The following is a 26,190-nucleotide window of genomic DNA, read 5'->3' as shown; positions in this document are numbered from 1 at the left end:
TGCGCCATTCATTGCCCCGCGGCTACCTCCGCTACTCTTTTTTAAAGCCCCGCCAAGTGCACCAATAAACGCAGCCTAAACGCCAAGGCGCTGGAAAGCGCACGCATTCTACCGCACAGTAGCTTACAACTGGCGACGCCAAAGCTTTCTGCCAAACTGCAATACATACAGGCATTTGGATACCGATCTTTGCCTATCACTTGCACAGGAACACTCTGTACATGAGTGGACACAACGTCTGGACGCACAAGGGTACTTTTTTACTGGCGGCGGTAGGCTCCGCCGTGGGCTTGGGCAATCTTTGGCGTTTCCCGTATTTAACCGGTGAAAACGGTGGCGGGGCGTTTATCCTGGTGTATGCCGCCACCATTTTGGCCGTCGGCACTCCTATCCTGATCGCCGAGACCATGCTGGGCCGCACCAGCCGTCAGAGCCCTATTATGGGCATGCGGCACTTAACCAAAACGCACAAAGCCTCGCGCGCCTGGGAGTTAATCGGCTGGCTGGGCGCGGCTTCGGCTTTTTTGATTTTAAGCTTTTACTCGGTCATCGCTGGCTGGGCACTGCACTACACCGGGCTGATGCTGACCGGCTCGCTTGTGGGTGCCGACGCGCAAACGATGGCGGCGAGTTTTGACGCACTGCTGGCGTCCCCTTCCCTTATGACGCTGTATCACACGCTGTTCATTGCGGCGTCTGCACTCATCGTCAGCATGGGCGTTCACCGAGGAATTGAGACGGGCCTGCGCATTATGATGCCTGCGCTGTTCATTATTCTGACGGTAGTGCTTGCTTACAGCGTGATGAATGGCGATATACATGCGGCGGCGCGCTTTCTGTTGACCTTTAACATCGCGGACCTGAGCCTTGAGGGCTGGCTACAGGCCGTGGGGCAGTCCTTCTTTACGCTAAGCCTGGGGATGGGCGCTATTATGGCCTACGGCGCCTATATGCCCGGCGATGCCTCTCTTACGCGCACCGCCATTGGCGTGGCCGTAGTGGATACGGCGATTGCCATGGTGGCAGGGCTGGCGATTTTCGCGCTGGTATTTGGGGCAGGGCTTGAAACCGGCCAGGGCCCAGGACTGATGTTTGTGACATTGCCACTTGCCTTCGCTGAAATGCCGCTGGGGGCGCTAATCGGCGGCGTCTTCTTTATTTTAGTGCTGGGGGCTGCGATTAGTTCCTCCATCTCGCTTATCGAGCCCGTGGCCGCTTTTCTGGTCGAGCGCTTCAACCTTACCCGACCCCAGGCAGTCATCATCGTGGTGGTGGCGGCTTGGGCAATGGGACTGCTCACCGTCGCAAGCTTTAACATCGGCGCAGAAGACAGCCTTTTCCACCATCTATTTGGCCGCAGCGCCTTTGATGTTATCGAACTATTGACCAATATCTTTATGCCGCTGGGTGGCCTGATGATTGCGCTATTCGCAGGCTGGGTGCTCACTCAAAGCGAAGTGATGAAAGAGCTGGATACTACCCATGCCTGGTTTATTAGCTGGCGGTTTCTAGTGCGTTTTGTTGCCCCTACCGCGGTCGCGTTTGTCTTTTTACGCACTATTCCCCAGGTTGAGGGCTATATGATTCCTGCGCTTGGCGCACTGCTACTGGTCGGCCTCTTTGCGCTTAGCCAACGACGCCAAAAACCGCGCTGACCAGCACCCTACAATAACAATACAGACGATCCAATGGTCGCCTACATCACGAGGGCACTATGCATCCTCTTATTGAAGTACAGCAGGTGAACAAGGCGTTTGGTGGATGACAGGTGATTAACAACTGCTCCATTCGCGTCGAGAAAGGCTCAATTACCGGCATGATCGGCCCTAATGGGGCAGGTAAATCGACCCTGTTTAATCTGATCGCTGGTTCCCTGACGCCGGATAGCGGCCATGTATTTCTCGACGGTGACGATATTACCGCGCTCAGCGCCAACCAACGCTTCCACAAGGGGCTTTTACGCACCTTCCAGATTGCCCATGAATTTAGCCAAATGAGTGCGCTGGAAAATCTGATGATGGTGCCGCCTCATCAGGCGGGAGAACGCTTATTCAACACGTGGTTTAAACCGGCACGGGTGCGTGAAGAAGAAGCGGCGGTCCGAAAACGTGCGCTTGAGGTCATCGAGTTTGTCGGCCTGCACCATGTCCGCAATGAGCTGGCAGGCAACCTGTCTGGCGGGCAAAAAAAGCTGTTAGAGCTTGGCCGCACCATGATGACGGATGCCAAGGTCGTGCTGCTTGATGAAATTGCCGCAGGCGTTAACCGCACCCTGCTGGGCGACTTGATCAGCAATATTGAGCGTTTGAATCGCGAGTTGGGTTACACCTTTTTAGTGATCGAACACGACATGGACATGATTGCCCGGCTATGCGACCCGGTGATTGTCCTGGCTCAAGGGAGCATGATGGTCGAGGGGCATATTCAGGATATTCAAAATAACCCAGAGGTGATTGAAGCTTACTTTGGCACCGACGCTGTCTGATCAAACGCTCCCTATAAACGACAACAAGCCGCTTAAAAGCGATGCAGCGAGATACTTTTGCCATGTCATTAACAACATCAACGACGCCACTGCTTGAGGCACGCAACGTGCACGGTGGTTATGGCGCCATGAACATCCTTAACGGGGTGAACATGTCACTTTATGCCCATGAAGTGGGCGTTATTGTAGGGCCCAACGGCGCTGGCAAGTCGACCATGCTCAAAGCCGTATTTGGACTGTTAAACGTTAGTCAGGGCGACATTCTGCTCAACGGCGAGCCCATTCATAACCTGGCCTCCAATAAACTTGTTGAGCGCGGAATGGGCTTTGTCCCCCAGGAGAAAAACATTTTCCCAAGCCTTACCGTTAAGGAAAACCTGGAGATGGGCGCCTATCTCAAGCCCCACAACGTCAAGCGCATGCTGGAGCAGGTATACGCGTTTTTCCCGCCATTGGTAGAGAAGCGCCATCAGCCCGCCGGTGGGCCGCAACGGTAGTGGCTAATGCGCGCCTTATTGATCATATTATTTGTCGCTCCCAGTGAGATAGCCCGTCCTGCGCAAGCGCAGAAACTTCCTCTAATTTGGAACCACAACGTTAAAAATACAAGCAACACTTTCTAACGCTACTTTGATGGTTTATCGACTACGCGCTGCATCTATAACCAGCGTAACAGGCGTTAAAGCACCGCCATCTGTAAGAGCAGTACGCACAGCATTAGCCAACCCAGCCACCGCCTGCATCCTTTACTCATGGCGGCTATTACCCACCCGCTGGTCTTGTTGTTTACGCTGTCGATTACGGCGGTACACGCGCACCAGCGCAATACTTAGCGCCGCGGCTAACATGAAGCCCAAGGTGAGTCCTTGCCAGGGCCGTGCCGCACTTTCCAATAGCGTCTCCAGCGTGATGATAACGATCAGGCCCAACGCCTGAGAACCAATAGCCAGCGCGCGCAGCACGTCAAAGGCGGGTTGTGACATAGTCAGACTCCGTAATTTTCAACTCACGTGGTATGGTCTCGTAGTGTACCTGCTTATCGGAAAGACCATGAATGCCATTGCCCTTGGGCCGCTATTGATTTCATTACCCAGGTTATACGCCATCGGCTGTGCGCTGCTGGTGCTACTGTCGGCGCGTTACTTACTGCGCTTACCACCGCCACTGTTAAATCGCTGGTTCACCGGGCTAATCCTTGCCTGGTTAATCGGGGCGCGTATCGCGCACATTACGCTTCACCTGGAGAGCTATAGTGCCAATCCGCTTGATGCACTTAAAGTCTGGCAACCGGGATACCACGGCATCGGCGGATTATTGACCGGCTTGCTATGGTCCGCTTGGACGCTTCGCAAGCGGCTTTCAGCGTTACTTGGGAGCACCGTCATTCTGCTCTGCGCCTCGGGTCTATGGCTTATGCTGGTATCCCTGTCGCCCTTGGGTAGCGCATCTGCCGTCAGCCAATTACCCGAAATCCACCTGGAAAACGTAGACGGCGCCGACGTGTACCTGCCCGACCTGGCAGACGGCAGCGACCGGGTGATTGTTAACCTCTGGGCCACCTGGTGCCCACCCTGCCGACGCGAAATGCCATTACTCGAAGAGGCTGCCCAGCGCGAAGGCGTAAGCGTCGCGGTCGTTAACCAAGGGGAAGATTTGTTGCCTATCGTGCGTTATTTGGACGCAGAAGGGTTGGATTTTACCCATGCACTGCGCGACCCAGGCCAAACGCTGATGGCCCTGTTTGAAGCGCCCGGGCTACCCACTACAGTGCTTTTTGATGGCCAGGGCACTACCTTGGATATCCACGTTGGCGAGCTTACCCGTGCCCATCTTGAACACTGGTTGGAAGATTGACGCCGATACACCTTAATCCCCCGGCGCCTTTGCGTTAGAATCCCCCGCCCTACCGCTGCTGATGGCGTGCCCTCGGCAGCGTATGACCCGTTTTTGTAGACTTCCCCGAGGCATCATGAGCGATTTTTCACCCGGCCAGCGCTGGATTAGCGACGGCGAAGCCGAGCTTGGGCTTGGCACCGTGCTTAACTGCGACTTCCGTAGCGTTACCATCTTGTTCAGTGCCAGCCAGGAAACCCGAACCTATAACACGCGCCAGGCGCCGTTGACCCGCGTGATGTTCGGCAGCGGCGATCGGGTACTGTCGGCCGATGGCTGGCAGATGATCGTTGATGACAGCAAAGAGTCTCACGGCCTGATTACCTATATCGGTGAGGACAGCGAAGGCACGCCGCGCGAACTTCCCGAAGCCAAGCTGGCTGACACCATGCAGTTTGATCAGGCACGTGATCGCCTGCTGACAGGCCAGGTAGACCGCAACGACTGGTTTGATCTGCGCTTTCGGACGCTGCACCATCACCAGCGCATCGAGCAGCACAACGCCCTGGGCTTTGCCGGGCCGCGCATCGATTTGATTCCGCACCAGCTGTATATCGCCGACGAAGTTGCTCGCCGTCATGCACCGCGCGTGCTTCTGGCGGATGAAGTAGGCCTGGGGAAAACCATTGAAGCCGGACTGATTCTGCACCGCCTGCTGCTGACCGGCCGTATTGAGCGGGCGCTTATATTGGTGCCCGACAGCCTGACCCACCAGTGGCTGGTGGAGCTTCTGCGCCGCTTCTCGCTGAATGTCAGCCTGCTTGATGAGCATCAAAGCCAGGCCCATGGCAGCGCCAACCCGTTTGAGAGCGCCCAGCTAGTGCTGGCAAGCCAGGGCTGGCTGTTTGCCAACATTCATCGCCAGGACCAGGCGCTAGCCAGCCGTTTTGACCTGCTGATTGTCGATGAAGCTCACCACCTGGACTGGAGCGCCGAGGGTAGCGGCCCAGGTTATCAATGTGTTGAGCAGCTCGCTGCTGAAATTCCTGGCCTGCTGCTGTTAACGGCCACACCTGAGCAAATGGGTATTGAAAGCCACTTTGCCCGCCTACGCCTGCTGGACGCCGAACGCTATCACGACCTGGAGCGCTTCAAAGACGAAGAGCGCCACTACACCGCTGTCGCCAGCGCCATTGACGCTTTAGATGAATTGCCTGCCACGCCGGATGCCCGTGCCCGAATAGATGCCGTCGCCGACGACCGCGACAGCCAGGCGCTGCTGGCAACGCTGTGTAACGCTGAAGCCAGCACAGAGCAGCACGATGCGGCCCGTCATCAACTGCGTGACGCCTTGCTTGACCGCCATGGCACGGGGCGGGTGATGTTCCGCAATAGCCGCCGTCATGTTGGCGGCTTTCCCGAGCGTCGCCTGCACCTCTCCTCGCTTGAGCTACCCTCCGCGTATCGCCGCGTGCTGCGCCGCCTGGAGCGTGATGACGACTACCTGGACGAGCTGCTGATCGAAACCGGCATGGATCATCCGGATGTCTTGATCTATCCGGATGCCATGTACCGTGAGCTCAGCAACGATCCGCTCAACGGTGAAGCCTGGTGGCATATCGACCCACGGGTTAACTGGCTGCTGGATAAGCTCAGCGACGATAGCGAAACAGGCTTTGCCAACGACAAAGTACTGGTCATTGCCCACCATCGTGAAACCGCCGAGGGGCTGGCTGAAGGGCTGCGCGTGCTGGGCGGCTATCAGGCGCCGGTCTTCCATGAAGGGCTTTCACTGGTTGAGCGTGACCGCGCCGCCGCCGCTTTTGCCGATGAAGAAGAGGGCGTGCAGGTACTCGTCTGCTCGGAGATTGGCTCAGAGGGGCGCAACTTCCAGTTCTGCCGCCACTTGGTCATGTTCGATATGCCCCAGCACCCTGACCAACTGGAGCAGCGCATTGGCCGTCTGGACCGTATCGGCCAGAAGCACGCCATTGAGCTTCACGTGCCCAGCTTTATTGGCAGCCCCGGCGAGCGGCTGCTGCGCTGGTATAACGAAGGCATGGATGCGTTCAGTGCCCCCCATGGCATCGGCAGCGACCTCTACGAGGCCTTTGGCGATGCACTTGCCGATGCGCTTCTCGACGATGAAACGCTGGACGAAATCATCGTTGAAACACGGGAAATGTTTACCGCCAAGCTGGCCGAACGCGATGCCGGGCGCAACCGCCTGCTGGAACTTAACGCCTGTCGGCCAGCACGCGCCCAAGAGGTGATTAGCGCTGTACGCGAGTTGGATGAAGATACCGCGCTCCCACGTTATGTAGAGCGCGCGCTGGACGTATTTGGCGTGGACAGCCAGGAGATCGGCAAAGGGCTTCTTCACTTGCAGCCCAGCCAGCATATGCTGGACGGACTGCCTGGCCTGGTGAAAGGCGAAGAGGGCTTTACTGCGACCTATAGCCGTGCCCAAGCGCTTGCGCGGGATGATATTCAACGCCTTTCGTGGGAGCATCCGCTGCTGCGCGAAATGATGGAGCGTATTCTGGACGGCACCATGGGCAACACGGCCCTGGCACTGCTGCGTCACACGGCCATCCCCAGTGGGCGGCTAATGGCAGAGCTTGTCTTCCGCACCCACTGCCCGGCGCCGAAGTCACTGCACCTTAACCGCTTCTTGCCGCCCACCGCCGTACGCGTTCTGCTGGATGAATCAGGTGCCAACCTGACCAGCAAAATCTCGTTCACGGGGCTTGGCAAAAACCTGCAAAAGGTCAATAAATCGCTAGCGCGGGATTTAATTAAAAGCCGCCACGATCAGTTGCGTGAGCTGCTTATTCAGGGTGAAGGCGAGGCAGAACGTGAGCTGCCCAGTATTGTAGAGGCCGCTGAAACGCGCATGCGCGCCCAGTTGGATGCCGAGCTTGCCCGCCTAACAGCGCTAGCCGAGCATAACCCCTCGGTACGCGCTGAAGAGCTGGATGCCCTGAAGCAGGAGCGCCAGGCGCTGAGCGAGGCGATAGAAAATACTCGCCTGCGGCTGGACTCCGTTCGGGTCGTGATTACCGTTGACCCCAACGCCTAAGCGCTCAATCTCGCCTTAATATCTCGGCCAGCGCCTTATCGAGTGTCGGGTACTGAAATTCAAACCCCGCCTCGATAAGGCGCGCCGGGCGCATGTCAGCCCCGGTTAGCAGCAGCCGAGACATTTCCCCCAGGCCTGCTTTTAACACAAAGGCAGGCACGGGGAGTATGGCCGGGCGGTTAAGCCGTTTGGCTAGCGTTTTGGAAAACTCGGCATTAGTGGCTGGGTGCGGCGCACTGCCGTTAAAGGCGCCATTAAGGTCCTCTTTTTCCAGCAGGAACACAATCGCGTCCACCAGATCCTCGCGATGAATCCAAGGCATATACTGCTCACCACTGCCAAAACGTCCGCCTAGCCCCAGCTTAAACGGCGGCAGCATTTTCTGGAGTGCTCCACCTCCTGCATCCAGCACCAGCCCCGTTCGCAGAAGCGCCAAACGTACGCCGAGCGCTTCAACAGGCTTTGCGGCGGCTTCCCACTTAACGCATAGCCGGTGGGCAAATTCATCGTGCGCGGTAGTGTCTTCGGTAACGACACGCCTACCTTGATCACCGTAGTAGCCCATGGCCGAGCCACTTACCATCACCTTAGGCAAGGGCTGCCCATTGGCCTGAAGCTCTTCACATAGCGTAACGAGCTGGTGAGTCATGTGGGTGCGTGACTGAATAAGCGTCTCTTTCTGCGCATCACTCCACCGTTTAGCAGCAATCGGCTCACCGGCGAGGTTAACGATTGCCTCGGGCGGCGCCGCTAAAAAATCAAGCACGCTGGCGCGAATATCGCACTCGCGAGGCAACCGCTTACGCGCTTTCTGCGGGTCTCTTGATACCACTTGTACGGCATGTCCTTGGCCTTGCAGCTTTTCGCAAAGGCGTTTTCCGACAAAACCGCTGCCTCCGGTGACTAATATACGCATGGTGTTGCTCCTGTTGTGACGCCGCGCAAATACGCGCTAGCCACGCGCTTGCTTCTTCACCAGGCATAGCAGGCCATTCCCAGCACGGCAAACACTCAGGTTGGCTTACTACTCACTAATGTAGCGTTAAGTACACTACCTATACACTAACCGCACCTAAACATTCCCAAGGATAGCTTTGGTAGTATCTATGTAGAAGTTGATAGCAATATAACCCTTGGCTATAGAAGCATAACAAGTAAGCTACCCCAGTAACATCACACACTTAGGCCCGACGTGACGTTTCACCAAGACCTCCTGTACAGACAAAGGTTGTACCTGATAGCGACAAGTTGTACAAAGAGAGCTACGATAGCGCGTTATTTTTATGTGTATTCAAGCGACACAACATGGATTGTGAATCATTTTTGCCCCAGAGAATGCAAATAGCCTTTTGTATCCTGCGGCTTCAGACGACCAAGAGGCACAGGCGCCCATGAGTATCAAGGCGACCCACCCACCCGATACCCCGCTCTATCCGATCCGGGAAGTCTCCCGTTTAACGGGTGTGAATTCGGTCACCCTGCGCGCCTGGGAGCGTCGCTACGGTTTGATTCGCCCTAAACGTACACCTAAAGGGCATCGCTTATACGCCCAGGATGATATCACCCGCATTGAACGTATTTTGCAGTGGCTCAACCGAGGCGTTCCCGTTAGCCAAGTCGTTGACCTGCTTGACCAGCCAGAAACGGTAGAAACCCCCGCGCCCAATGCCGGCGATTGGATTAGCCAGCGTCAGCAGCTGCAGGTGGCGATAGAAGCGCTCGACTTACCCAGGCTTGAGACGCTTTATTATCAGAGCCTGGCCCTGTACCCGCTAAGCACAGCAGTAAGCGAGCTCTGGCAGCCGGTCATCCTGGCACTGGAAGCCAAGTGGACGATTCAGCCAGACATTTTGGCACGACGGACACTTGAAGCCTTTTTACGTAGTCAAGTGGGCACACGCCTTCATTACGCGAACCAGGCCACGCGTGGGCCTTTACTGCTGCTGGCTGCCATGCCCGACGACCAAGGCCCTCTATGGGTATTGATCGTCGCCTTGATGGCCAGCGAGCAGGGTTACCGTATACAGATGTTTGATCACACGCTGCCTCTTGAAGCATTGCCCCAAGCGGTGACTCGGCTACATGCCTCAATGGTGCTGCTAACGAGCGGCCAGCGAGAAAGCGATAGCTATATTCATACGGTACTACCCAATGCAGCCGAGGCGCTTAGCGTTCCACTGGGTATCTGCGGTGAAGTCGCCCGGCTGCGTGATAGCGAGCTGCGTGATAGCCCCGTGCATACGCTAGGTGATGAGCTCCCCCAAGCCATTGCACGCCTGCGCCCACTGCTACGTGAGTCTGGCGTTTTATAGACCATTTAACCCCTTGTGCCAGCGATGGGCTTTAAATGTCGTTAGATGAGTGGCCGCACGGAGATGGTTTTTGAAATGGTTTTTCACCGCGCCGGAGGCAACATGGACGTTCAATTAGTTTGGTTACGTAGCGATCTGCGCATTCATGACAACACAGCCTTGGCTGCTGCGGCGACTAAAGGCCCGGTGATTGCCGTCTTTCTTCGCAGCGTGGCCCAGTGGCAATCCCACGACCATGGTGCTAACAAGATCGACTTTTGGGCGCGCGGTGTAGCGGCCGTTAAAGATGCCCTTCACGGGCTTAACATTCCTCTCTTGCACCGCGACATCGGCCACTATCGAGAGGCGCCCAAGGCGCTCCTCGACATTGCCCGCGAGTACTCGGTTAAACAGCTACACTTTAACTACCAATACCCGTTAAACGAACAGCAGCGCGATAACGCGGTGTTGGGCGCCTTTAAAGAAGCTGGTATTACCGCTCATGGGTATCATGACAGCGTGGCGTTCGCGCCCGGCACGCTGCTAACCGGCAAAGGCGACTATTACGGTGTTTTTACGCCTTTTTCCAAGGCCTGGCATAAGCAGATCAGTGCTGAACAGCTGGCTTTACGCGATACGCCAGAACCTCAACAGCGTTTACCGATTAAAAGCGATACATTACCAGGTCTCCCCAGGCTCGATGACACACCGGTCGATCATCAACAATGGCCTGCTGGAGCGGAAATAGCAGGCGATTACCTGGCACGGTTTTTACGTTTTCGTGGCCGCCACTACCGCCAGCAACGCGACATTCCAAATGTATGCGGCACCAGCGAGCTTTCACCCTACCTCGCACTGGGGATGATATCGCACCGCCAGTGCATGCAAGCGGTGATGAGCGAGAACAGCGGACACTTGGCCGATGGCGATGCCGGGCTTACCACATGGGTCAACGAGCTTATCTGGCGCGAGTTTTATCAGCACGTTGCGGTAGGCTTTCCTGAGGTATGCCGCCATCAACCGTTCCAGAAGCATACCCAACAGCTTGCCTGGCGCGATGATGACGCAGGTTTTAACGCCTGGTGCGAAGGGCGCACAGGCTACCCACTGGTGGATGCCGCGATGCGCCAGTTGGTCGCCACGGGATGGATGCATAACCGACTACGCATGGTGACAGCGATGTTTTTGAGCAAGCATTTGCTGATCGATTGGCGACGCGGCGAGGCGTTTTTTATGCGCCACCTGGTAGACGGTGAGTTTTGCGCTAATAACGGTGGCTGGCAATGGGCGGCGTCAACAGGCACCGACTCAGCACCTTATTTTCGAATCTTTAACCCTACCACCCAATCCAAACGCTTTGACCCAGACGGGGAGTTTATTGCTCGCTGGCTCCCTGAGCTTGGCACATTGCCAGCCAAGGCACGTCATGCGCCGCCGCACGATATGCTTACCCAATTGGATTACCCTGAGCCCATCGTTGAGCATAAGGCAGCTCGTCAGCGGGCGTTAGATGCCTTTAAAGCCCTTTCCAAATCGCCAGGCGGCTAGACCGCGGCCGCTTCAAGGAGTGGCGATGCCCAGCGCTGTTCCAGCTCAGCGGCAGGCATCGGCCTGGCGAAATAGAAGCCTTGCACGATAGTGCAGCCCGCATCCACCAGAAACAGGCACTGCTCCAGGGTTTCGACCCCTTCGGCGACGACGTCAAGCCCCATACCTTCGGCCATCGCGAGCACCGCCTTGACGATAGCGGCGTCCGCTTTGCTATTGGGTAGCTCTCGGATAAACGCACGATCCAGCTTGATTTTATCGACCGGCAGCCGCTTAAGATAACCAAGCGACGAGTAGCCGGTTCCGAAGTCATCAATGGCAATGGCATATCCCTGCTCACTTAGCGTTTTTAATCGAGGCCCCATATCGCCTGCGCGTTCATCCAGCAGTACCGACTCGGTTAGCTCCAGGCCAATCTGCGAAGGTTCCAGCTGGTAGCGCTTTAAGCAGGTGTTTAGCTGCGTCTCTAAATCGCCCTGGAAAAGCTGCAACGCGGAAATATTGACCCAGATGGTCAACCCTGACATGCCGCTGTGTTGCCAATGGGCCTGCTGGGCGCAAGCCTTTTCAATCACCCAGCTTCCCAGTTCTGCCATTAACCCATGGCGTTCGGCCAAGGGGATAAAATCGCCCGGTGAAATCATGCCATCCAAGGGATGGCGCCAGCGTAATAGCGCCTCCATCCCCAACAACTCACCGGTGCCGGGGTGGTGCTGGGTTTGGTAATGTAGCTCAAGTTGATCACCAGATATCAGCGCGGCACGCAGGTCACTGACCAGAGCAAGCTGTGGGTTATCCTGCTTATCCAGCGCCGGGCGAAAACGCAGGCTATGGTTACGGCCTAATCGTTTGGCACTATAAAGTGCCGACTCCAAACGCTGAAAAAGCACCCCCGAATCACGCCCATCTTCTGGAGCACGGCAGCTGCCAATGGTAACGCCCAAACGCAGCAGGTGATCACTCACTTCAAAAGGCCGACACATATGCTCACGCAGTGATACAATCCATGGGTCGTGATCATCAAACGTGGTGGTACGGATAACCATGAATTCATCACCGCCCAAACGCCCGACCACGCTACCCGCGACATAGCCTGCAAGCCGCTGGGCAAAACACGCCAGCAGGCGGTCGCCTTGCTCGATGCCCAGGCTGTCGTTAACCGACTTCAAACCATCGATATCGATCAGAGCAATATCTAAACTCTCGCCTGCGCGTAAATGGCGCAAGCGAGATGTCATTAAGTCGTGCAGGCGGCGACGGTTGGGCAAGCCGGTTAGTGGGTCTTCGTATCCAATCCGCCGCAAATCATGTTCGCGGGCTTTTTGCACTGAGATATCGGTGAACAGGCTAATAAAGTGGCTAATATTGCCCTGTTTATCGGTAACCGCGCGTACTTTTAACCATTCAGGATACTCATCGCCGTGTTTGCGGCGATTCCACATTTCCCCTTCCCAGCGTCCCGTCGCTTTTAGCGTGCTCCAAAAGTTTTGATAAAACACTTTATCGTGACGAGGAGCGGCCAGTGTTTCCAGCTTGCGGCCCACTATTTCCTGGCTGTTATAGCCGGTAATTTCTGTAAAGGCTGGATTAACGGCCATGATCCGATTATCGGCATCACAGACCACTATCGCATCGCTTGCCAGGTTAATTGCGCTTTGGGACAGTTGATAACGCTGGCGCTGCTGACGCACTTGGCACCACATATCCCACAACCCAAAAATAACCAGGCTCGCAGCTACCATGCGTAACATCGCATCGGTTAACCAGATACAAGCTGGCAGCGCCGCTAATGCTACCCAAACCAACGGTCGATTAAGAGAAATTGGTAGCCACATGGCGGTTCGCTATATCCTGTCACTAAAAACTAACACTAATTAAATAAACATAATTTTCTAGCAGCATACCCATCCTGTCCTGGACCAAAGGCTTGAATAACGCATATAACGTTAATAAGCCGTTTATCCAGGCCAACTTACTGATGCCGATGGGGCGTAAAAGCTTACCTTAAAACCTCTATTACTTAATAAAAAAACGTTCGATGTACGCGATAGGTAGTGACTTACGTGCATTCGTCTGTTTCGGGAAGTAGACTAGCTAGACCTTGCGGGCCGTGTCTCGACACTGCATTTCCGTGCTATGCTCCGGTGCTACACCTCAGCTATAGGTGCCGCACGCGGCCAACAATCATTTTGAAACTCGGAACGATTCAGTGACCAAGCAACATTCCTTTGATCGCGAAGAACTGCTGGCCTGCTCACGCGGCGAGCTATTTGGACCCGGTAACGCGCAGCTTCCGGCTCCCAACATGCTAATGCTCGACCGTATCGCACACATTCATGAAGAAGGCGGTGAGTACGGCAAAGGCGAGCTGATCGCCGAGCTGGATATCTCTCCTGACCTGTGGTTTTTTGACTGCCACTTTCCAGGTGATCCGGTGATGCCCGGCTGCCTGGGCCTGGATGCCATGTGGCAGTTAGTGGGTTTCTACCTGGGTTGGCTGGGTCACCCAGGGCGCGGACGCGCACTTGGCTGTGGCGAGGTAAAATTCAGTGGCCAGATCATGCCAGATGCGAAAAAAGTAACTTACCGCATTAATATAAAGCGTATTATTACCCGTCGACTTATTTTGGGCATTGCTGACGGCACCGTTTCCGTCGACGGACGCGATATATACCAGGCTAATGATTTACGCGTTGGCCTATTCACCTCTACTGCGAATTTCTAACAGGAGGCTCCCATGCGACGAGTGGTAGTCACCGGCCTTGGCATTGTGTCGTGCTTAGGCAACGACCAGCAACAGGTCCTGGACGCTCTCCAAAACGGGCGCAGCGGTATTCGTTTTAAGGAAGAGTACGCTGAACGTGGCTTTCGTAGCCATGTTGCGGGCAGTGTCGATATCGATCTGGACCCCCTTATCGACCGTAAACTGCGCCGCTTTATGGGCGATGCTGCAGCGTATGCCTATGTATCCATGGCTCAGGCCATTGAAGACTCAGGGCTTTCCGAAGAACAGGTTTCCAACGAACGTACCGGCCTTATTGCAGGCTCCGGCGGCGCTTCTAGTGCTAATCAGGTCGAAGCGGCTGACGCCATGCGTGAGAAAGGCTTGCGCCGCGTTGGCCCTTACCGCGTTACCCGCACAATGGGCAGCACGGTCTCAGCCTGTTTAGCAACTCCGTTTAAAATCAAAGGCGTAAACTACTCAATCTCATCTGCCTGTGCCACCTCGGCACACTGTATCGGCAGCGCGATGGAGCAGATTCAGCTCGGCAAGCAGGACGTGGTTTTTGCCGGCGGCGGTGAAGAGGAGCACTGGACCCTCTCGTGCCTGTTTGATGCCATGGGAGCGCTCTCTACCCATTACAACGATACGCCTGAAAAAGCCTCGCGCCCCTACGACCAAGCGCGCGATGGCTTTGTTATCGCTGGCGGCGGTGGCATGCTGGTATTAGAAGAGCTGGAGCATGCCAAGGCCCGCGGCGCTAAAATATATGGCGAGCTGGTAGGCTATGGCGCCACCTCTGACGGCCATGACATGGTCGCGCCTTCCGGCGAAGGCGCGGTGCGCTGCATGCATCAGGCAATGGCGACCGTGGAAGGCGATATTGACTACATCAATACTCACGGCACCTCAACGTCTGTTGGCGATGTAGCTGAGCTAAAAGCGGTACGTGCCGTGTTTGGCAACTCCACGCCTGCGATGAGCTCAACCAAGTCGCTGACGGGCCACTCTCTGGGCGCTACCGGTGTTCAGGAAGCCATCTACTCACTGCTGATGATGCAACACAACTTTGTTGCCGCCTCTGCCAATGTTGAACACCTCGACGAGCAGGCAGACGGCTTTGATATTGTGACAACACGGCGTGACGATGTGGCGCTTGAACGCATCCTGTCGAATAGTTTTGGTTTTGGCGGCACTAATGCCTGCCTGGTCTTCCAGCGCTATAACGGCTGAGCAATGCCTTAATGGCTGACGAGTTGTTGCAGTAATAAAACGGCGCCTTATCAAGGCGCCGTTTTTGCTGTTAGCGTTTGTCGCTATTCATGGCGAGCTACCCGCCCTTTATCGGCTCAAGGTCTTTGGCTAGTCGACGGGCGCGGCACCTCTGAAATCTCCTGCAACTGCGCCTCTATCCAGGCTTCAACGTCGGCCAGTACCTCATCAGGTGTGCGCCCTTCGGTCTCAATTGGCGGACCAATGCGTACCCGCAGCACCCCAGGCTGCTTCACCCAGTGGCGCCCAGGCCAGCGTTCGCCTGCGTTATGTGCGATTGGTAGCACCGGCACACCCGCGCGGCAAGCCACCACGCTGCCGCTCTTGTTATAGCGCTTACGCACACCGGGGTCGACTCGCGTTCCTTCCGGGAAAATCAGCACTGAAAGACCCGTTCCTAGCCGCTCCACACCTTGCGTCAGCACCTGTTTCAAGGCACGCGCGGGCTTGGAACGGTCCAGGCTAATCGGTTTTAGCAGGCGCAATCCCCAGCCAAAAATCGGGATATGCAGAAGCTCCTGCTTAAGCACCGTGCATACCGGCGGCTTCATGACTTGAAGAAAAACCGTTTCCCACTCGCACTGATGGTTCGCCTGAATCACACAAGGCCCATCCGGAATACGCTCGCGCCCCTGAATATCGTAGCGAACCCCACAGGCTAGTTGAAACCAGGCCACTAAAAAGTGGTTATACAGGTTCAACAGCCGGTAGCGGCCTGCCAACGGTAAAAAAGGGGCGATGGGTAGAAACAGCACGCCAATAATCAGCATGGCAAGAAAGTACCCGGCATAAAACACCAGGCTACGAACCACATTGGTCAAACGGACTCTCCTGTACTAGCGTCTTGCTGGCCATCACGCGTTAAACACCAGGCATCCAGCATACGCCCCACCTCTAGCCGCCACGGCTTTTGATGCACACCAAAGACATCCAGCACCCGGCGACAATTTAAAACACGCCGCAGTTTTGCATCGTGATGATGATTAAGGGCCGTGACTTCGCCAAGCTCAATTTGCTCACCACGGCCTTCCAGATGCGTTGCCAACTGAGTACGCACCATGGAGCTAAACGTAAACACACTGACAGGTTCAGTGCCTGCCAAATGGTAGGCCCCCCACGCGTTGGCGCCACACGCCTGCTGCTGAAGCATGCCTACCAGTGCCATAGCGACCGCATCGGCTGACGTTGGGCAACACACGAATCTTCTGCGGCCCGCACACTTTGCCCTGTCACCAGGCTATCCAGCATTTCATTCAACCAGGCGTGGCTACCTTCAAGCGCAAACAAGGGACCCAGACGAATGATCAGATGGTGATGGTGCTCGGCCCGAATACGGTCACCCGTGGCAACCAGACGCCGCAAACACTCATCACGCGGAGTCGGTACTACGTGCTCGTCGATAGGCTCATCAAAGCCATCCTCATAGAGCTGGTCTGAAACACACCACACCAGCGGCACCGACTGCGCAAGACATGCCTCCAGGCAGCTGTCAACCGCGTCGGCATGTGCGCCTACCTCGGCGGGTGTCATGTTCAGCGGCTGCGCCAGCGCTGGAATAACCACCGCATCCGGGGCAATCTCGTGTAACTGCGCCGCCGTTATGGTGGTGTCCTGCTCAATCACCAGCTCCATATCCGCACGACGGCTTACTTCCCGGGCCAGTGCCAAACTTAAGCAGTGCCCGGAATTCAGTATTAGCAGTTTCAAGACAGACCCCTTCTATCAACGAACATAGCGTAATGGGCTTGATCAGCCGCTTTAGAACGGGATTTCGTCGTCGAAATCGTCAAAGCTACCCGGATCAGGCGCGCCATAGTTGCTGTTCTGTTGGCCTTGCTGGGGGGCAGCATTTCCCTGGTGAGCGGGCTGGGCCTGCTGGGGCGCAGGTTGGGGGCGAGGAGCCTGCTGACCACCCTGCTGAGGATTGCCCTGGCCCTGGTTGCCCGGGTTGTTATTGCCATACCCTTGGCCGCCAAAGTTATTGCCCTGTGGAGCACCACCTTGCTGGGGATATCCCCCTTGAGGCGCCGCGCCTTGAGCCATGCCGCCCTGGTTACCAGGGTAATTATTCTGCGATGCACCGCCACCCTGGAAGTCGCCGGAACGGCCATCCAGCATCTGCATATCGTTGGCAACGATTTCAGTGCTGTAACGATCCTGGCCGTTTTGATCCTGCCATTTACGGGTTTGCAAGCGCCCTTCGATATAGACCTTGGAGCCTTTATTCAAATACTGCTGGGCAATTTCAGCCGTCTTATTAAACAGCACGATCCGGTGCCACTCAGTACGCTCCTGGCGCTGGCCGCTTTGGCGGTCCATCCACGTATCAGAGGTGGCCAGATTCAAGTTGGCCACTGCCGTACCGCTGGGCGTAAAGCGCACCTCAGGATCTTGCCCGAGGTTACCGATCAGAATCACTTTGTTGATACCGCGAGCCATAAGGCGCTCCTTCCATTGTGTTACGTATAGATAAACATCGACGCGATCATGCCTACACTGCCGATACCACTGATTATTGCCTGCGGCTGGCAGCCAGCCGCATTAAGATTTGGGGGGAATCAGCCTGGCCAGTGCCGCCCTATCAAGCTGCTGACGATTCACTTTTAAATAGACCAGATGTTCTTCGGGCACCAGCATGACATCTTCGACGCCCACAACCTCTGCCAGCCGCTCCATCAATACATCCAGCGTATCTGGCAGCGCGTCATTTAAGTCCACCACCTCGCTGGAGAGCGGCGGTGGTGAGGGCATTTTCCACATCGCAAGCCACCATAGCAGAGCCAGTGCCGCACAGCCGATAAAAACGGCATCAAGGCCCCACACATTCGCCAATAGCCCTCCCAGCGTACCGCCCAGAAAAGCCCCTAAAAACTGGCTTGTAGAGTACACGCCCATGGCGGTGCCTTTAGCGCCAGCGGGAGCAAGCTTACTGAGCATTGATGGCAGCGTCGCTTCCAGCAGATTAAAACCGGTAAAGAAAATAAACAGCCCAACAAACAGCCAGTGCCCATGAGAGAACGACGACCCAAGCCCGCCCAGGCTTACCGTAATGGCGCCAATAGCCAACAGGCATACGACTTTAATCTGCTGCTTTTTCTCGGCCACTATCATGAGCGGCACCATGGCAACAAATGAAAGCCCCATAATGCCCAGGTACGCCAAACCGTGATGCGCCAGCGGTATGCCGGCTTCCTGCAACCGAAAGGGCACCGCGACAAAAATAGCCATCAGCACCAGATGTAGTGTAAAAATCGACAGGTCCAGACGCCACAGATCAGGGCGCATAATCACACTTTTAACCTGCTGACGATCCATCCCCACATCACGGTGGCGCAGCCGCCGAGGAGCGGGCGGCACCCAGCGCCACAGAACGACTAGCCCTAAAAGGGTTAGCAGCGCGGTAAACCAGAACACGCCGGAAAGCCCCGCCCATGAGGCAAGCCAAGGGCCCACGACCATGGCAATACCAAACGAGATGCCAATCGACAGCCCGATGGTCGCCATTGCCGCCGTACGCACCTGTTCGCGCGTTTGGTCGGCAAGCAGTGCCATGATGGCCGCCGCCACCGCACCACCGCCCTGCAAGGCTCGCCCAATAATAACCCCTCCGATGGAGTCGGCCATCGCGGCCACCACACTGCCTATGGCGAAAACAAGCAGCCCAAAGGCGATAACCCGTTTACGCCCAATGCGGTCGGACAGCCAACCAAAGGGGATTTGCAGTATGGCCTGGGTAAGCCCATAAACACCTAATGCAAAGCCCACCAGCAAGGGTGTCGCCCCTTCAAGCGCGTCGGCATACAGCGCCAGCACCGGCAACACCATGAAAAGCCCCAACATACGAGACGCATAAAGCCCAGCCAAGCCGCTGATTGCACGACGCTCAGAGGCCATTAGCAGTGCGGAAACCTTGCGCATAATGCCCTTGTGTATGGTGGATAAGGTAATTTTCTCGGATAACCCCCCATTCTAGCGGTTTGCAACCACGCTGGAAACGCCGTCCTGCGTTAACGGATAACAAAGCGTTTTTGCCGAGAGGGGGTGGCAAACGTATAATTACTTTTTTGCCGCGCGAGTCGAGGTGTTGATGGACAGCATTCTGGTCAGGGGTGCACGCACCCACAACCTCAAGCAGATCGATGTGGAACTGCCCCGCGACAAGCTGATTGTGATTACCGGCCTATCCGGTTCGGGAAAATCGTCGCTGGCGTTCGATACGCTGTATGCCGAAGGGCAGCGACGCTATGTAGAGTCGCTCTCTACCTATGCGCGCCAGTTCCTGTCGATGATGGAGAAACCCGATGTGGATCACATCGCGGGACTTTCGCCTGCAATCTCCATTGAGCAGAAATCCACCTCTCACAACCCGCGCTCAACCGTGGGTACCATCACCGAAATATACGACTACCTGCGCTTGCTGTTTGCCCGTGCGGGCACCCCACGCTGCCCAGAACACGGCGAAGAGCTTGAAGCCCAAACCATTTCACAGATGGTCGACCAGGTAATGAATCTGGCCGAGGGCACCAAGCTAATGCTGTTGGCACCTGTGGTTAAAGGCCGCAAGGGAGAACACTTACAGCTGCTTGCCGAGCTTCGCGCTCAAGGGTTTGTGCGTGCGTTAATCGACGGCCAAGTGCTGGAACTTGACGATATCGCACCGCTGGATAAACGTAAAAAGCACGACATCAGCGTTGTGGTTGATCGTTTCAAAGTGCGCGACGATATCGCCCAGCGCCTGGCAGAATCTTTTGAGACGGCCATCAATCTCGCCGATGGCACCGCCATGATTCATTTTATGGACGGCGAGCAGGAAGACATGGCGTTTTCATCACGCTTTGCCTGCCCGGTCTGCGGCTATTCTCTGTCAGAACTTGAACCCCGAATGTTCTCGTTCAACAACCCTGCGGGTGCCTGCCCGACCTGTGATGGTTTAGGCATACAGCAGTATTTTGACCCTGAAAAGCTGATTAGCCATCCTGAGCTCTCGTTAGCAGAAGGCGTGATTAAAGGCTGGGATCGGCGCAATATTTATTATTTCACTCAGTTACAAGCGCTCGCCAAGCACTATCAGTTTGAGCTGGAAACGCCCTGGAAAGATTTGGCGCGTCACGAACGTGACATCATTCTTAGCGGCAGCGGTGATGAACAGATTCCCTTTGCCTATGTAGGCGACCGGGGGCGCAAGGTCACTCGCGAGCATGCCTTTGAGGGTGTGCTGCCCAATATGCAGCGCCGTTATCGGGAAACCGAGTCCAACATGGTGCGCGAAGACCTGGCCAAGTACATCGCCCTGCAGCCCTGCGCCACGTGTCACGGTACGCGATTGCGCAAAGAGTCGCGTCATGTGTTTGTGGATGACCGTAATATCGCCGACGTAGTGCGCACACCGATTGGCGAGGCGCAGCGTTACTTTGCAACGCTTAGCCTGCCTGGCCGCAAAGGTGAAATTGCCGACAAAATTGTTCACGAGATCCAGGCCCGCCTGGAGTTTCTGGTTAACGTGGGGCTTGATTACCTGAACCTTGAGCGTAGCGCCGACACCCTTTCCGGCGGCGAAGCCCAGCGGATTCGCCTGGCAAGCCAGATTGGCGCGGGGTTGGTGGGTGTCATGTACATTCTTGATGAACCCTCCATTGGCTTGCACCAGCGCGACAACGACCGGCTATTAAAGACCCTGGAGCGCCTGCGCGACTTGGGCAACACCGTGATTGTGGTAGAGCATGACGAAGATGCCATTCGCGCCGCTGACCACGTATTGGACATTGGCCCAGGCGCCGGTGTGCACGGTGGCGAGATTGTCGCCCAGGGCACGCCTCAGGACGTTATGGACAACCCCAACTCGCTGACCGGCCAGTACTTAACCGGCACCCGCGAGATCAGCGTGCCGCCCTACCGTATTCCCGGCAACCCCGAAAAACAGCTGGTGCTACGCGGTGCCACTGGCAATAACCTGCAGGATGTAACGCTCAGCCTGCCACTGGGGCTGTTCATTGCAATTACCGGCGTATCCGGGTCGGGTAAATCCACACTGATCAACGGCACGCTAATGCCGATTGCCGCGCGGGAGCTGAATCGCGCAACAACCTTGACGGCTGCGCCTTACGAGAAAATCGAAGGGCTCGATCAGCTTGATAAAGTGATCGATATTGATCAAAGCCCAATTGGCCGCACACCACGCTCCAACCCCGCCACCTATACCGGCATTTTCACACCTATCCGTGAGCTGTTTGCCGGTACCCAGGAAGCTCGCTCGCGTGGCTACAAGCCAGGCCGCTTTAGCTTCAACGTTAAGGGCGGGCGCTGCGAGGCGTGCCAGGGCGAAGGCATGATTAAGGTCGAGATGCACTTTTTGCCGGATATCTATGTGCCGTGTGACGTTTGTAAAGGCAAGCGCTATAACCGCGAGACGTTGGATATCCACTACAAGGGTAAAACGATCCACGAAGTGTTGGAGATGACGGTTGAGGATGCGCTTGAGTTCTTTAGCCCGGTACCGGCGATCGCGCGCCGCCTGCAAACGTTACTGGATGTAGGGCTTTCCTACATCCGCTTGGGCCAGAGCGCCACCACACTGTCAGGTGGCGAGGCGCAGCGGGTCAAACTTGCTCGTGAGCTTGCCAAACGTGACACCGGCAAGACGCTGTATATCCTGGATGAACCTACAACCGGGCTTCATTTTGAAGATATTCGTCAGCTACTGACCGTATTGCATCGTTTGCGCGACCACGGCAATACCATCGTGGTCATCGAGCACAACCTGGATGTGATCAAGACGGCTGACTGGATTGTCGACCTGGGCCCGGAAGGCGGTTCCGGCGGCGGGCAAATCATCGCCGAAGGCACGCCGGAACAGATCGTCAAGCAGCACGTTTCACATACCGGACGCTTTCTCTCTCCGCTACTTGAACGCGGCAACCGCGCCGCTTCGTAATCGGGCGTTTCAGGGTGGGCATGCGCCCACCCTGAACGTGATTTTATGCCATAATTTAGCCGATTCGCCCCTGTATCAAGGTCATCGGGCAGTGCAGTGCGCGATTAATTGCTTATCGTCATTCGCCAAATAACTTGATATTTGTTAGGCAACACTCATGGAGATCAAGCTGTGAGCGAAGATCAAAGCTGCATTCTTCACCACTTCAGCCACTACTGCTCATTAAGCACGGCAGATAAAGCCCTGTTAGCGTCCCTGGAAGAGAGCCCTACGGATATCACAGCGGGCTCACTGCTATGGGAACTCGGTGATCCGGCTGGCGAATTTTGCACCTTGAAAAGTGGTTGGGCCTACTCCTATCGCCACCTTGAAAACGGTGATCGACAGATTCTGGAAATTTATTTGCCTGGCGATATTATTGGCCTGCGTGAGTTCGCGTTTTCGCAACGTCTGGAAAGTGTTCGCATGATTACCGATGGCGTAATCTGTCATTTTCCGCACAAACGCCTGCTTGACGTATTTCGTCAGTCGGTGCCACTAACCTCGGTGGTATTTGCGATCACCAGCCGTCACCAGGCACTGCTCACCGAACGACTAGTAACGCTTGCCCGACGCAGTGCTCGGCAAAAAACAGCGCACTTCCTGTACGAAATGTATTTGAGACTGCGCCAGACCAATAGCCATACCGACGGGCAGCTTCGACTCCCGCTCTCTCAAGAGCAGCTAGCTGACATTCTGGGCTTAAGCCCTGTACATGTTAGCCGCACCTTTAGCTTGCTGAGCGAAGAAGGTCTGGTATTTCGTGATCGTCACAACGTTACGATTCCTGATCTTCAAGCACTGGCGGCAGTCGGCGAGTTTGATGACTGTTATCTTAATGACGACGTTAGGCCATTATTCGAACTTTCTGCCTAGTGGCCATTACCACTACCATTACCACGTGCTGCCACGGGCGGTAGTGGTTTATAGAAAGCACCCGGCGCCTTTGCTGCGGGCAAACCCGTCATAAACGCTGGGCTTTTCTTACCCAACCTTGATGTGCTGACATGACACCCTATTCAACAGCCTTGGCAAGCGCCACCCTTCTACTTATTGCACCGTTAACACAGGCGGCGAACTTTAATATGGAGGACATACAGTCGCATGGCCAGTGGCAATCAATGGCGTTAACGCTGGGTAATGAGCACCACTTTCGCGCCGTTGAAACCCATAGTTATTCCGACGCGACACTCAGCCTGAATGCCACCCAAAACGTGTGTGATTTACCGTGGCTTGAAGTGCGTGTCACGCTGGAGGAGCAGCAAGGCGAAAGTAAAACCGTCAACCTGGTGCCGACCCGGCTGCGTATCGATGAGCAGCCCGCGGTCGATACCATGGCAGAATTCATCACCGAGCGAGGCGATAACGGCTTTTACGTACACTTTTATCTTGCTGATATGCAGACGCTAATGCACCAGATGGAACAAGGCGAGCAACTTTTCCTGGGGTTTGATCGAGGCGAACAGCCCCCCTGGTACATGACGTTTCAGCTTGAAGGCGCCGATCAAGCGATTGAGCGCATGCAAACGCTATGTGAAACCGCGTCGCCCTGAAAGTCGCTGGATTAAACGCGTCCCCAGCAATTGGGTTAACGTTACCGATTGGCGTGAGAGTCCCATCAGCGCGGCCAGATTTGTACTGGTCGCCTGGATGCGCCGACGATCGACATCAAGCACCAACAGGGCAGCATACGACTGCAGCAGAAGGGGATGCTTAGGCACAACCCCAGCCTTGAGCAGTCCACTCACCCTTCTGGCTGTTGTCGTAACAACAGTTCAACGCGCCGGTTAGCAGCTCGCCCTTCAGGTGTTGCGTTGCTCTCCATAGGTTGAGTATCCGCATAACCAACGGCCCGCATTCGAGAAATCGCTATGCCCTGACCTTCCAGGTGGCGCATAACGGCAATCGCACGTCCGGCGGAGAGTTCCCAGTTGGAAGGGAACCGAGTGGTCGCAATAGGAAGATTGTCAGTATGTCCTTCAACGGAAACCTGACCATCAAAGGCCGCGAACACATCGACAAGACTTTCTATCACCTCTTGGCCTAGAGAGGTGAGCACTGCCTCGCCACTGGGAAATAAAAGGCTATCATCAATGCGTAGCGTTACGCCCTCCTGGCCCTGCGATACGCTGACGCCGGGAATATCCAATGCCGCCATCTGGGGCTGCAACCCGCTATGGCGCGGGTGAATACCGGTGGCAAGCGTTGCCAAGGGCAGTGAGCTAATCACGCTGGCCATGGACGCTTCCTCACCCTCAAGTGCTTCATTACCACCGGGGGGAGCCAAAGCCAGCAACAAAACAAACAGCGTAATCAGCAGGGTGAGCACGTCCAGATAACTGGTCAGCCAGCTCTCATCGCTTTCACCCTGCCCGGCGGGAAGCTCCAGCGCATGGCGCGTATTGTTATCCAGCATCGCCTTAGCCCTTTGCCGTCGCGCTTGGTGTATCAGGCCGGGGCTTTATAGTGGCATCGCGAATCTCATCGTTATAGTTGGCGATAAATGAATTGAGCGTTTCCTCAATAAAAGAGGGCAGGCGGCGCTTGGTGATCAGTGAAATACCTTCCAGCACCATGTTCATGGTAATCAGGCGCTCTTCTGTACGTCGTTCTAGCTTCACCGCGATGGGTTTAAACACCAGATTCGCCAGCAAAATACCGTAGAAGGTGGTGAGCAGCGCCACCGCCATACGGGGGCCAATGACATCCAGGTCACCGGCATCCATGACTTCCAGCATATTAACCAATCCCACCAGCGTGCCAATCATGCCAAACGCTGGCGCATAGGTCGCCATGGTGCGAAAAATCTGGGCTTCTGCGTGCTCGCGAGCCTTGAGCCGGGCAATCCGCCAACGCAGCATGTCGAAGATCTCATCTTCTTTGGTATTGGCAATGACTAACTGAATACCGGTACGTAAAAACGGATTGCGCGTATGCTCCAACTCTTGTTCGACTGCACGCACATCGCCTTTAAACCATAGCCGGGACATGGCGACCAGCTCGTTGATATCGTCGCGTATATAGGTATTTTCACGCCGAAAGACAAGCCCTACCAAGCGTACAACGCGTAACACCTCTTTTAGCGGATAGCTTATAAAAGTAGCGGCCAGAGTACCGGTTATAACAATCGCCAGGCCCGGCAGATTGATAAAACTTTCAGGGGACTCCGCAGTAAAGAACAGCACGCTTACTAGCAGCAGCATACTGGCGAATATACCTATCAACGTGGACGGGTTCATCAACGGCTCCTCGCCGGTTATTGTGAGTTAACGTATCGGTTGTTTAGGCTGAATCATGCAACCGGGCACGCAGACGGCTAATGGCTTGGCTATGCAACTGAGACACACGCGACTCGGTCACGCCCAGCACGGCGCCCACTTCTTTTAAATTCAGCTCTTCCTGGTAATAAAGTGCCATGAGCAGTTTCTCGCGCTCTGGCAACGCCTCAATGGCAGCAACCAATGTTTGGCGCTGCTGCTCATCCAGCAGCTTTTCAAACGGCAAGTTGCTCACATCAAAACTTACCGGCTCACCACCATCGGCAACCAACTCTTCAAACGGCAATAGCTGACCGCTATTGGTGTCGTTGAGCAGCTGTTGGTAATCACCCAGCGGCATCTCAAGCGCCAAGGCAATTTCACTCTCTTCCGGCGAGCGCCCGAGCTGCTGCTCTAGCCGCCGGATCGCGTCGTCCACAGCGCGCGCAGCGCGGCGCACGCTGCGTGGCAACCAATCCCGCGTACGCAGTTCATCGACCATCGCCCCACGGATACGCTGGCTGGCAAACGTCGCAAAGCTGGCACCATGAGCGGCATCAAAACGGCCCAGTGCTTCTAAAAGCCCTACCGTGCCCGCCTGAATAAGATCATCAAGTTCAATACTGGCTGGCAACCTGACCTGCAGTGTTAAGGCATGACGTCTTACCAGTGGCATGTATTGTGTGAATAGCTCGCCTTGCTTGATTCTGCCTTGTGCTGTGTACATCTT

Annotated in this window: 21 protein-coding genes and 2 pseudogenes; 12 read left to right on the top strand and 11 right to left on the bottom strand. The window is 55.7% G+C overall.

Translation table 11 applies throughout. The features are described from left to right. The first annotated feature begins 221 nt into the window (after positions 1 to 221). The 3 genes and pseudogenes from ACT3R4_RS08075 to ACT3R4_RS08065 all read left to right on the top strand — a co-directional run. On the top strand, positions 222 to 1,655 hold the full coding sequence (locus tag ACT3R4_RS08075; RefSeq protein ID WP_193053655.1) for a sodium-dependent transporter: 1,434 nt from the start codon (positions 222 to 224) through the stop codon (positions 1,653 to 1,655). 113 nt (positions 1,656 to 1,768) lie between these two features. Next, the gene (locus ACT3R4_RS08070) at positions 1,769 to 2,485 is read left to right on the top strand and encodes an ABC transporter ATP-binding protein (protein WP_287077452.1); all 717 of its coding nucleotides are present in this window, start codon (positions 1,769 to 1,771) and stop codon (positions 2,483 to 2,485) included. Between the two features lie 62 nt (positions 2,486 to 2,547). Beyond that, a pseudogene (locus tag ACT3R4_RS08065) lies at positions 2,548 to 2,967 on the top strand (ATP-binding cassette domain-containing protein); the annotation flags it as partial. A 264-nt stretch (positions 2,968 to 3,231) separates the two neighbouring features. On the opposite strand, the gene ACT3R4_RS08060 reads toward ACT3R4_RS08065, so the two are convergent. Then, the gene (locus ACT3R4_RS08060; RefSeq protein WP_193053656.1) at positions 3,232 to 3,468 is read right to left on the bottom strand and encodes a hypothetical protein; all 237 of its coding nucleotides are present in this window, start codon (positions 3,466 to 3,468) and stop codon (positions 3,232 to 3,234) included. Positions 3,469 to 3,535: 67 nt separating this feature from the next. On the opposite strand from ACT3R4_RS08060, the gene ACT3R4_RS08055 reads away from it, so the two are divergent. Then, entirely contained in the window at positions 3,536 to 4,339 is an 804-nt protein-coding gene (locus ACT3R4_RS08055) for a TlpA disulfide reductase family protein (RefSeq protein ID WP_172117734.1), read from the top strand. 115 nt (positions 4,340 to 4,454) lie between these two features. Beyond that, positions 4,455 to 7,400 carry an RNA polymerase-associated protein RapA gene (gene rapA, locus ACT3R4_RS08050; RefSeq protein ID WP_193053657.1) on the top strand — a complete coding sequence of 982 codons (2,946 nt, stop codon included), beginning with the start codon at positions 4,455 to 4,457 and terminating at the stop codon, positions 7,398 to 7,400. Positions 7,401 to 7,404: 4 nt separating this feature from the next. Here rapA and ACT3R4_RS08045 read toward each other — a convergent pair whose 3' ends face one another. Continuing rightward, the gene (locus tag ACT3R4_RS08045) at positions 7,405 to 8,316 is read right to left on the bottom strand and encodes a TIGR01777 family oxidoreductase (RefSeq protein WP_193053658.1); all 912 of its coding nucleotides are present in this window, start codon (positions 8,314 to 8,316) and stop codon (positions 7,405 to 7,407) included. Positions 8,317 to 8,791: 475 nt separating this feature from the next. On the opposite strand from ACT3R4_RS08045, the gene ACT3R4_RS08040 reads away from it, so the two are divergent. Together ACT3R4_RS08040 and phrB are read left to right on the top strand one after the other, a co-directional pair. Next, entirely contained in the window at positions 8,792 to 9,712 is a 921-nt protein-coding gene (locus ACT3R4_RS08040; protein WP_193053659.1) for a MerR family transcriptional regulator, read from the top strand. Positions 9,713 to 9,814: 102 nt separating this feature from the next. Then, positions 9,815 to 11,239: a deoxyribodipyrimidine photo-lyase gene (phrB, locus tag ACT3R4_RS08035; RefSeq protein WP_193053660.1), complete on the top strand. Its 1,425-nt coding sequence runs from the start codon at positions 9,815 to 9,817 to the stop codon at positions 11,237 to 11,239. On the opposite strand, the gene ACT3R4_RS08030 is transcribed toward phrB, so the two are convergent. Next, positions 11,236 to 13,074 carry a putative bifunctional diguanylate cyclase/phosphodiesterase gene (locus ACT3R4_RS08030; RefSeq protein WP_193053661.1) on the bottom strand — a complete coding sequence of 613 codons (1,839 nt, stop codon included), beginning with the start codon at positions 13,072 to 13,074 and terminating at the stop codon, positions 11,236 to 11,238. The genes phrB and ACT3R4_RS08030 overlap by 4 nt on opposite strands. 374 nt (positions 13,075 to 13,448) lie before the next feature. Here ACT3R4_RS08030 and fabA point away from each other — a divergent pair, with 374 nt between their 5' ends. Next, entirely contained in the window at positions 13,449 to 13,964 is a 516-nt protein-coding gene (gene fabA, locus ACT3R4_RS08025) for a 3-hydroxyacyl-[acyl-carrier-protein] dehydratase FabA (protein ID WP_172117740.1), read from the top strand. A 12-nt stretch (positions 13,965 to 13,976) separates the two neighbouring features. Then, positions 13,977 to 15,194: a beta-ketoacyl-ACP synthase I gene (gene fabB, locus ACT3R4_RS08020; RefSeq protein ID WP_193053662.1), complete on the top strand. Its 1,218-nt coding sequence runs from the start codon at positions 13,977 to 13,979 to the stop codon at positions 15,192 to 15,194. 116 nt (positions 15,195 to 15,310) lie between these two features. Here the strand turns inward: fabB and ACT3R4_RS08015 are convergent, their stop codons facing one another. The 4 genes and pseudogenes from ACT3R4_RS08015 to ACT3R4_RS08000 all read right to left on the bottom strand — a co-directional run bounded on the left by ACT3R4_RS08015 (position 15,311) and on the right by ACT3R4_RS08000 (position 19,151). Further along, the gene (locus ACT3R4_RS08015) at positions 15,311 to 16,054 is read right to left on the bottom strand and encodes a lysophospholipid acyltransferase family protein (protein WP_172117742.1); all 744 of its coding nucleotides are present in this window, start codon (positions 16,052 to 16,054) and stop codon (positions 15,311 to 15,313) included. After that, positions 16,051 to 16,940, bottom strand: a pseudogene (locus tag ACT3R4_RS08010) (sugar nucleotide-binding protein). Before ACT3R4_RS08010 ends, ACT3R4_RS08015 begins: the two are co-directional and overlap by 4 nt. A 51-nt stretch (positions 16,941 to 16,991) precedes the next feature. After that, on the bottom strand, positions 16,992 to 17,672 hold the full coding sequence (locus ACT3R4_RS08005) for a single-stranded DNA-binding protein (protein WP_193056588.1): 681 nt from the start codon (positions 17,670 to 17,672) through the stop codon (positions 16,992 to 16,994). Positions 17,673 to 17,774: 102 nt separating this feature from the next. Beyond that, entirely contained in the window at positions 17,775 to 19,151 is a 1,377-nt protein-coding gene (locus tag ACT3R4_RS08000; RefSeq protein WP_172117745.1) for an MFS transporter, read from the bottom strand. A gap of 169 nt (positions 19,152 to 19,320) precedes the next feature. On the opposite strand from ACT3R4_RS08000, the gene uvrA reads away from it, so the two are divergent. From uvrA to ACT3R4_RS07985, 3 genes are all read left to right on the top strand, one after another. After that, positions 19,321 to 22,164, top strand: a complete 2,844-nt coding sequence (gene uvrA, locus ACT3R4_RS07995; protein ID WP_193053665.1) for an excinuclease ABC subunit UvrA — start codon at positions 19,321 to 19,323, stop codon at positions 22,162 to 22,164. Positions 22,165 to 22,335: 171 nt separating this feature from the next. Next, positions 22,336 to 23,079 carry a Crp/Fnr family transcriptional regulator gene (locus ACT3R4_RS07990; RefSeq protein WP_193053666.1) on the top strand — a complete coding sequence of 248 codons (744 nt, stop codon included), beginning with the start codon at positions 22,336 to 22,338 and terminating at the stop codon, positions 23,077 to 23,079. A 131-nt stretch (positions 23,080 to 23,210) separates the two neighbouring features. Further along, complete coding sequence (locus tag ACT3R4_RS07985) at positions 23,211 to 23,756, top strand: hypothetical protein (protein WP_193053667.1); 546 nt, start codon at positions 23,211 to 23,213, stop codon at positions 23,754 to 23,756. Here the strand turns inward: ACT3R4_RS07985 and ACT3R4_RS07980 are convergent. Genes ACT3R4_RS07980 through ACT3R4_RS07965 form a run of 4 tightly spaced genes read right to left on the bottom strand, consistent with a single transcriptional unit; the run spans position 23,733 to position 26,187 of the window. Then, positions 23,733 to 23,924 carry a hypothetical protein gene (locus ACT3R4_RS07980; protein ID WP_193053668.1) on the bottom strand — a complete coding sequence of 64 codons (192 nt, stop codon included), beginning with the start codon at positions 23,922 to 23,924 and terminating at the stop codon, positions 23,733 to 23,735. The genes ACT3R4_RS07985 and ACT3R4_RS07980 overlap by 24 nt on opposite strands. A 23-nt stretch (positions 23,925 to 23,947) precedes the next feature. Continuing rightward, positions 23,948 to 24,619 (bottom strand): OmpA/MotB family protein, encoded by a 672-nt coding sequence (locus tag ACT3R4_RS07975; RefSeq protein WP_193053669.1) that lies wholly within the window; start codon positions 24,617 to 24,619, stop codon positions 23,948 to 23,950. 4 nt (positions 24,620 to 24,623) lie between these two features. Beyond that, a complete protein-coding gene (locus ACT3R4_RS07970; RefSeq protein WP_087109028.1) occupies positions 24,624 to 25,442 on the bottom strand; it encodes a motility protein A in 819 nt (272 codons plus the stop codon). A 43-nt stretch (positions 25,443 to 25,485) separates the two neighbouring features. Beyond that, positions 25,486 to 26,187 (bottom strand): RNA polymerase sigma factor FliA, encoded by a 702-nt coding sequence (locus tag ACT3R4_RS07965; RefSeq protein WP_087109031.1) that lies wholly within the window; start codon positions 26,185 to 26,187, stop codon positions 25,486 to 25,488. Positions 26,188 to 26,190: the final 3 nt, after the last annotated feature.

It is taken from the genome of Halomonas sp. AOP7-E1-9, from assembly GCF_052376035.1.
GTDB lineage: Bacteria > Pseudomonadota > Gammaproteobacteria > Pseudomonadales > Halomonadaceae > Vreelandella > Vreelandella citrativorans.
The sequence above is the reverse complement of the archived record's forward strand: the minus strand, read 5'-3'. Positions and strand labels throughout refer to the sequence as shown.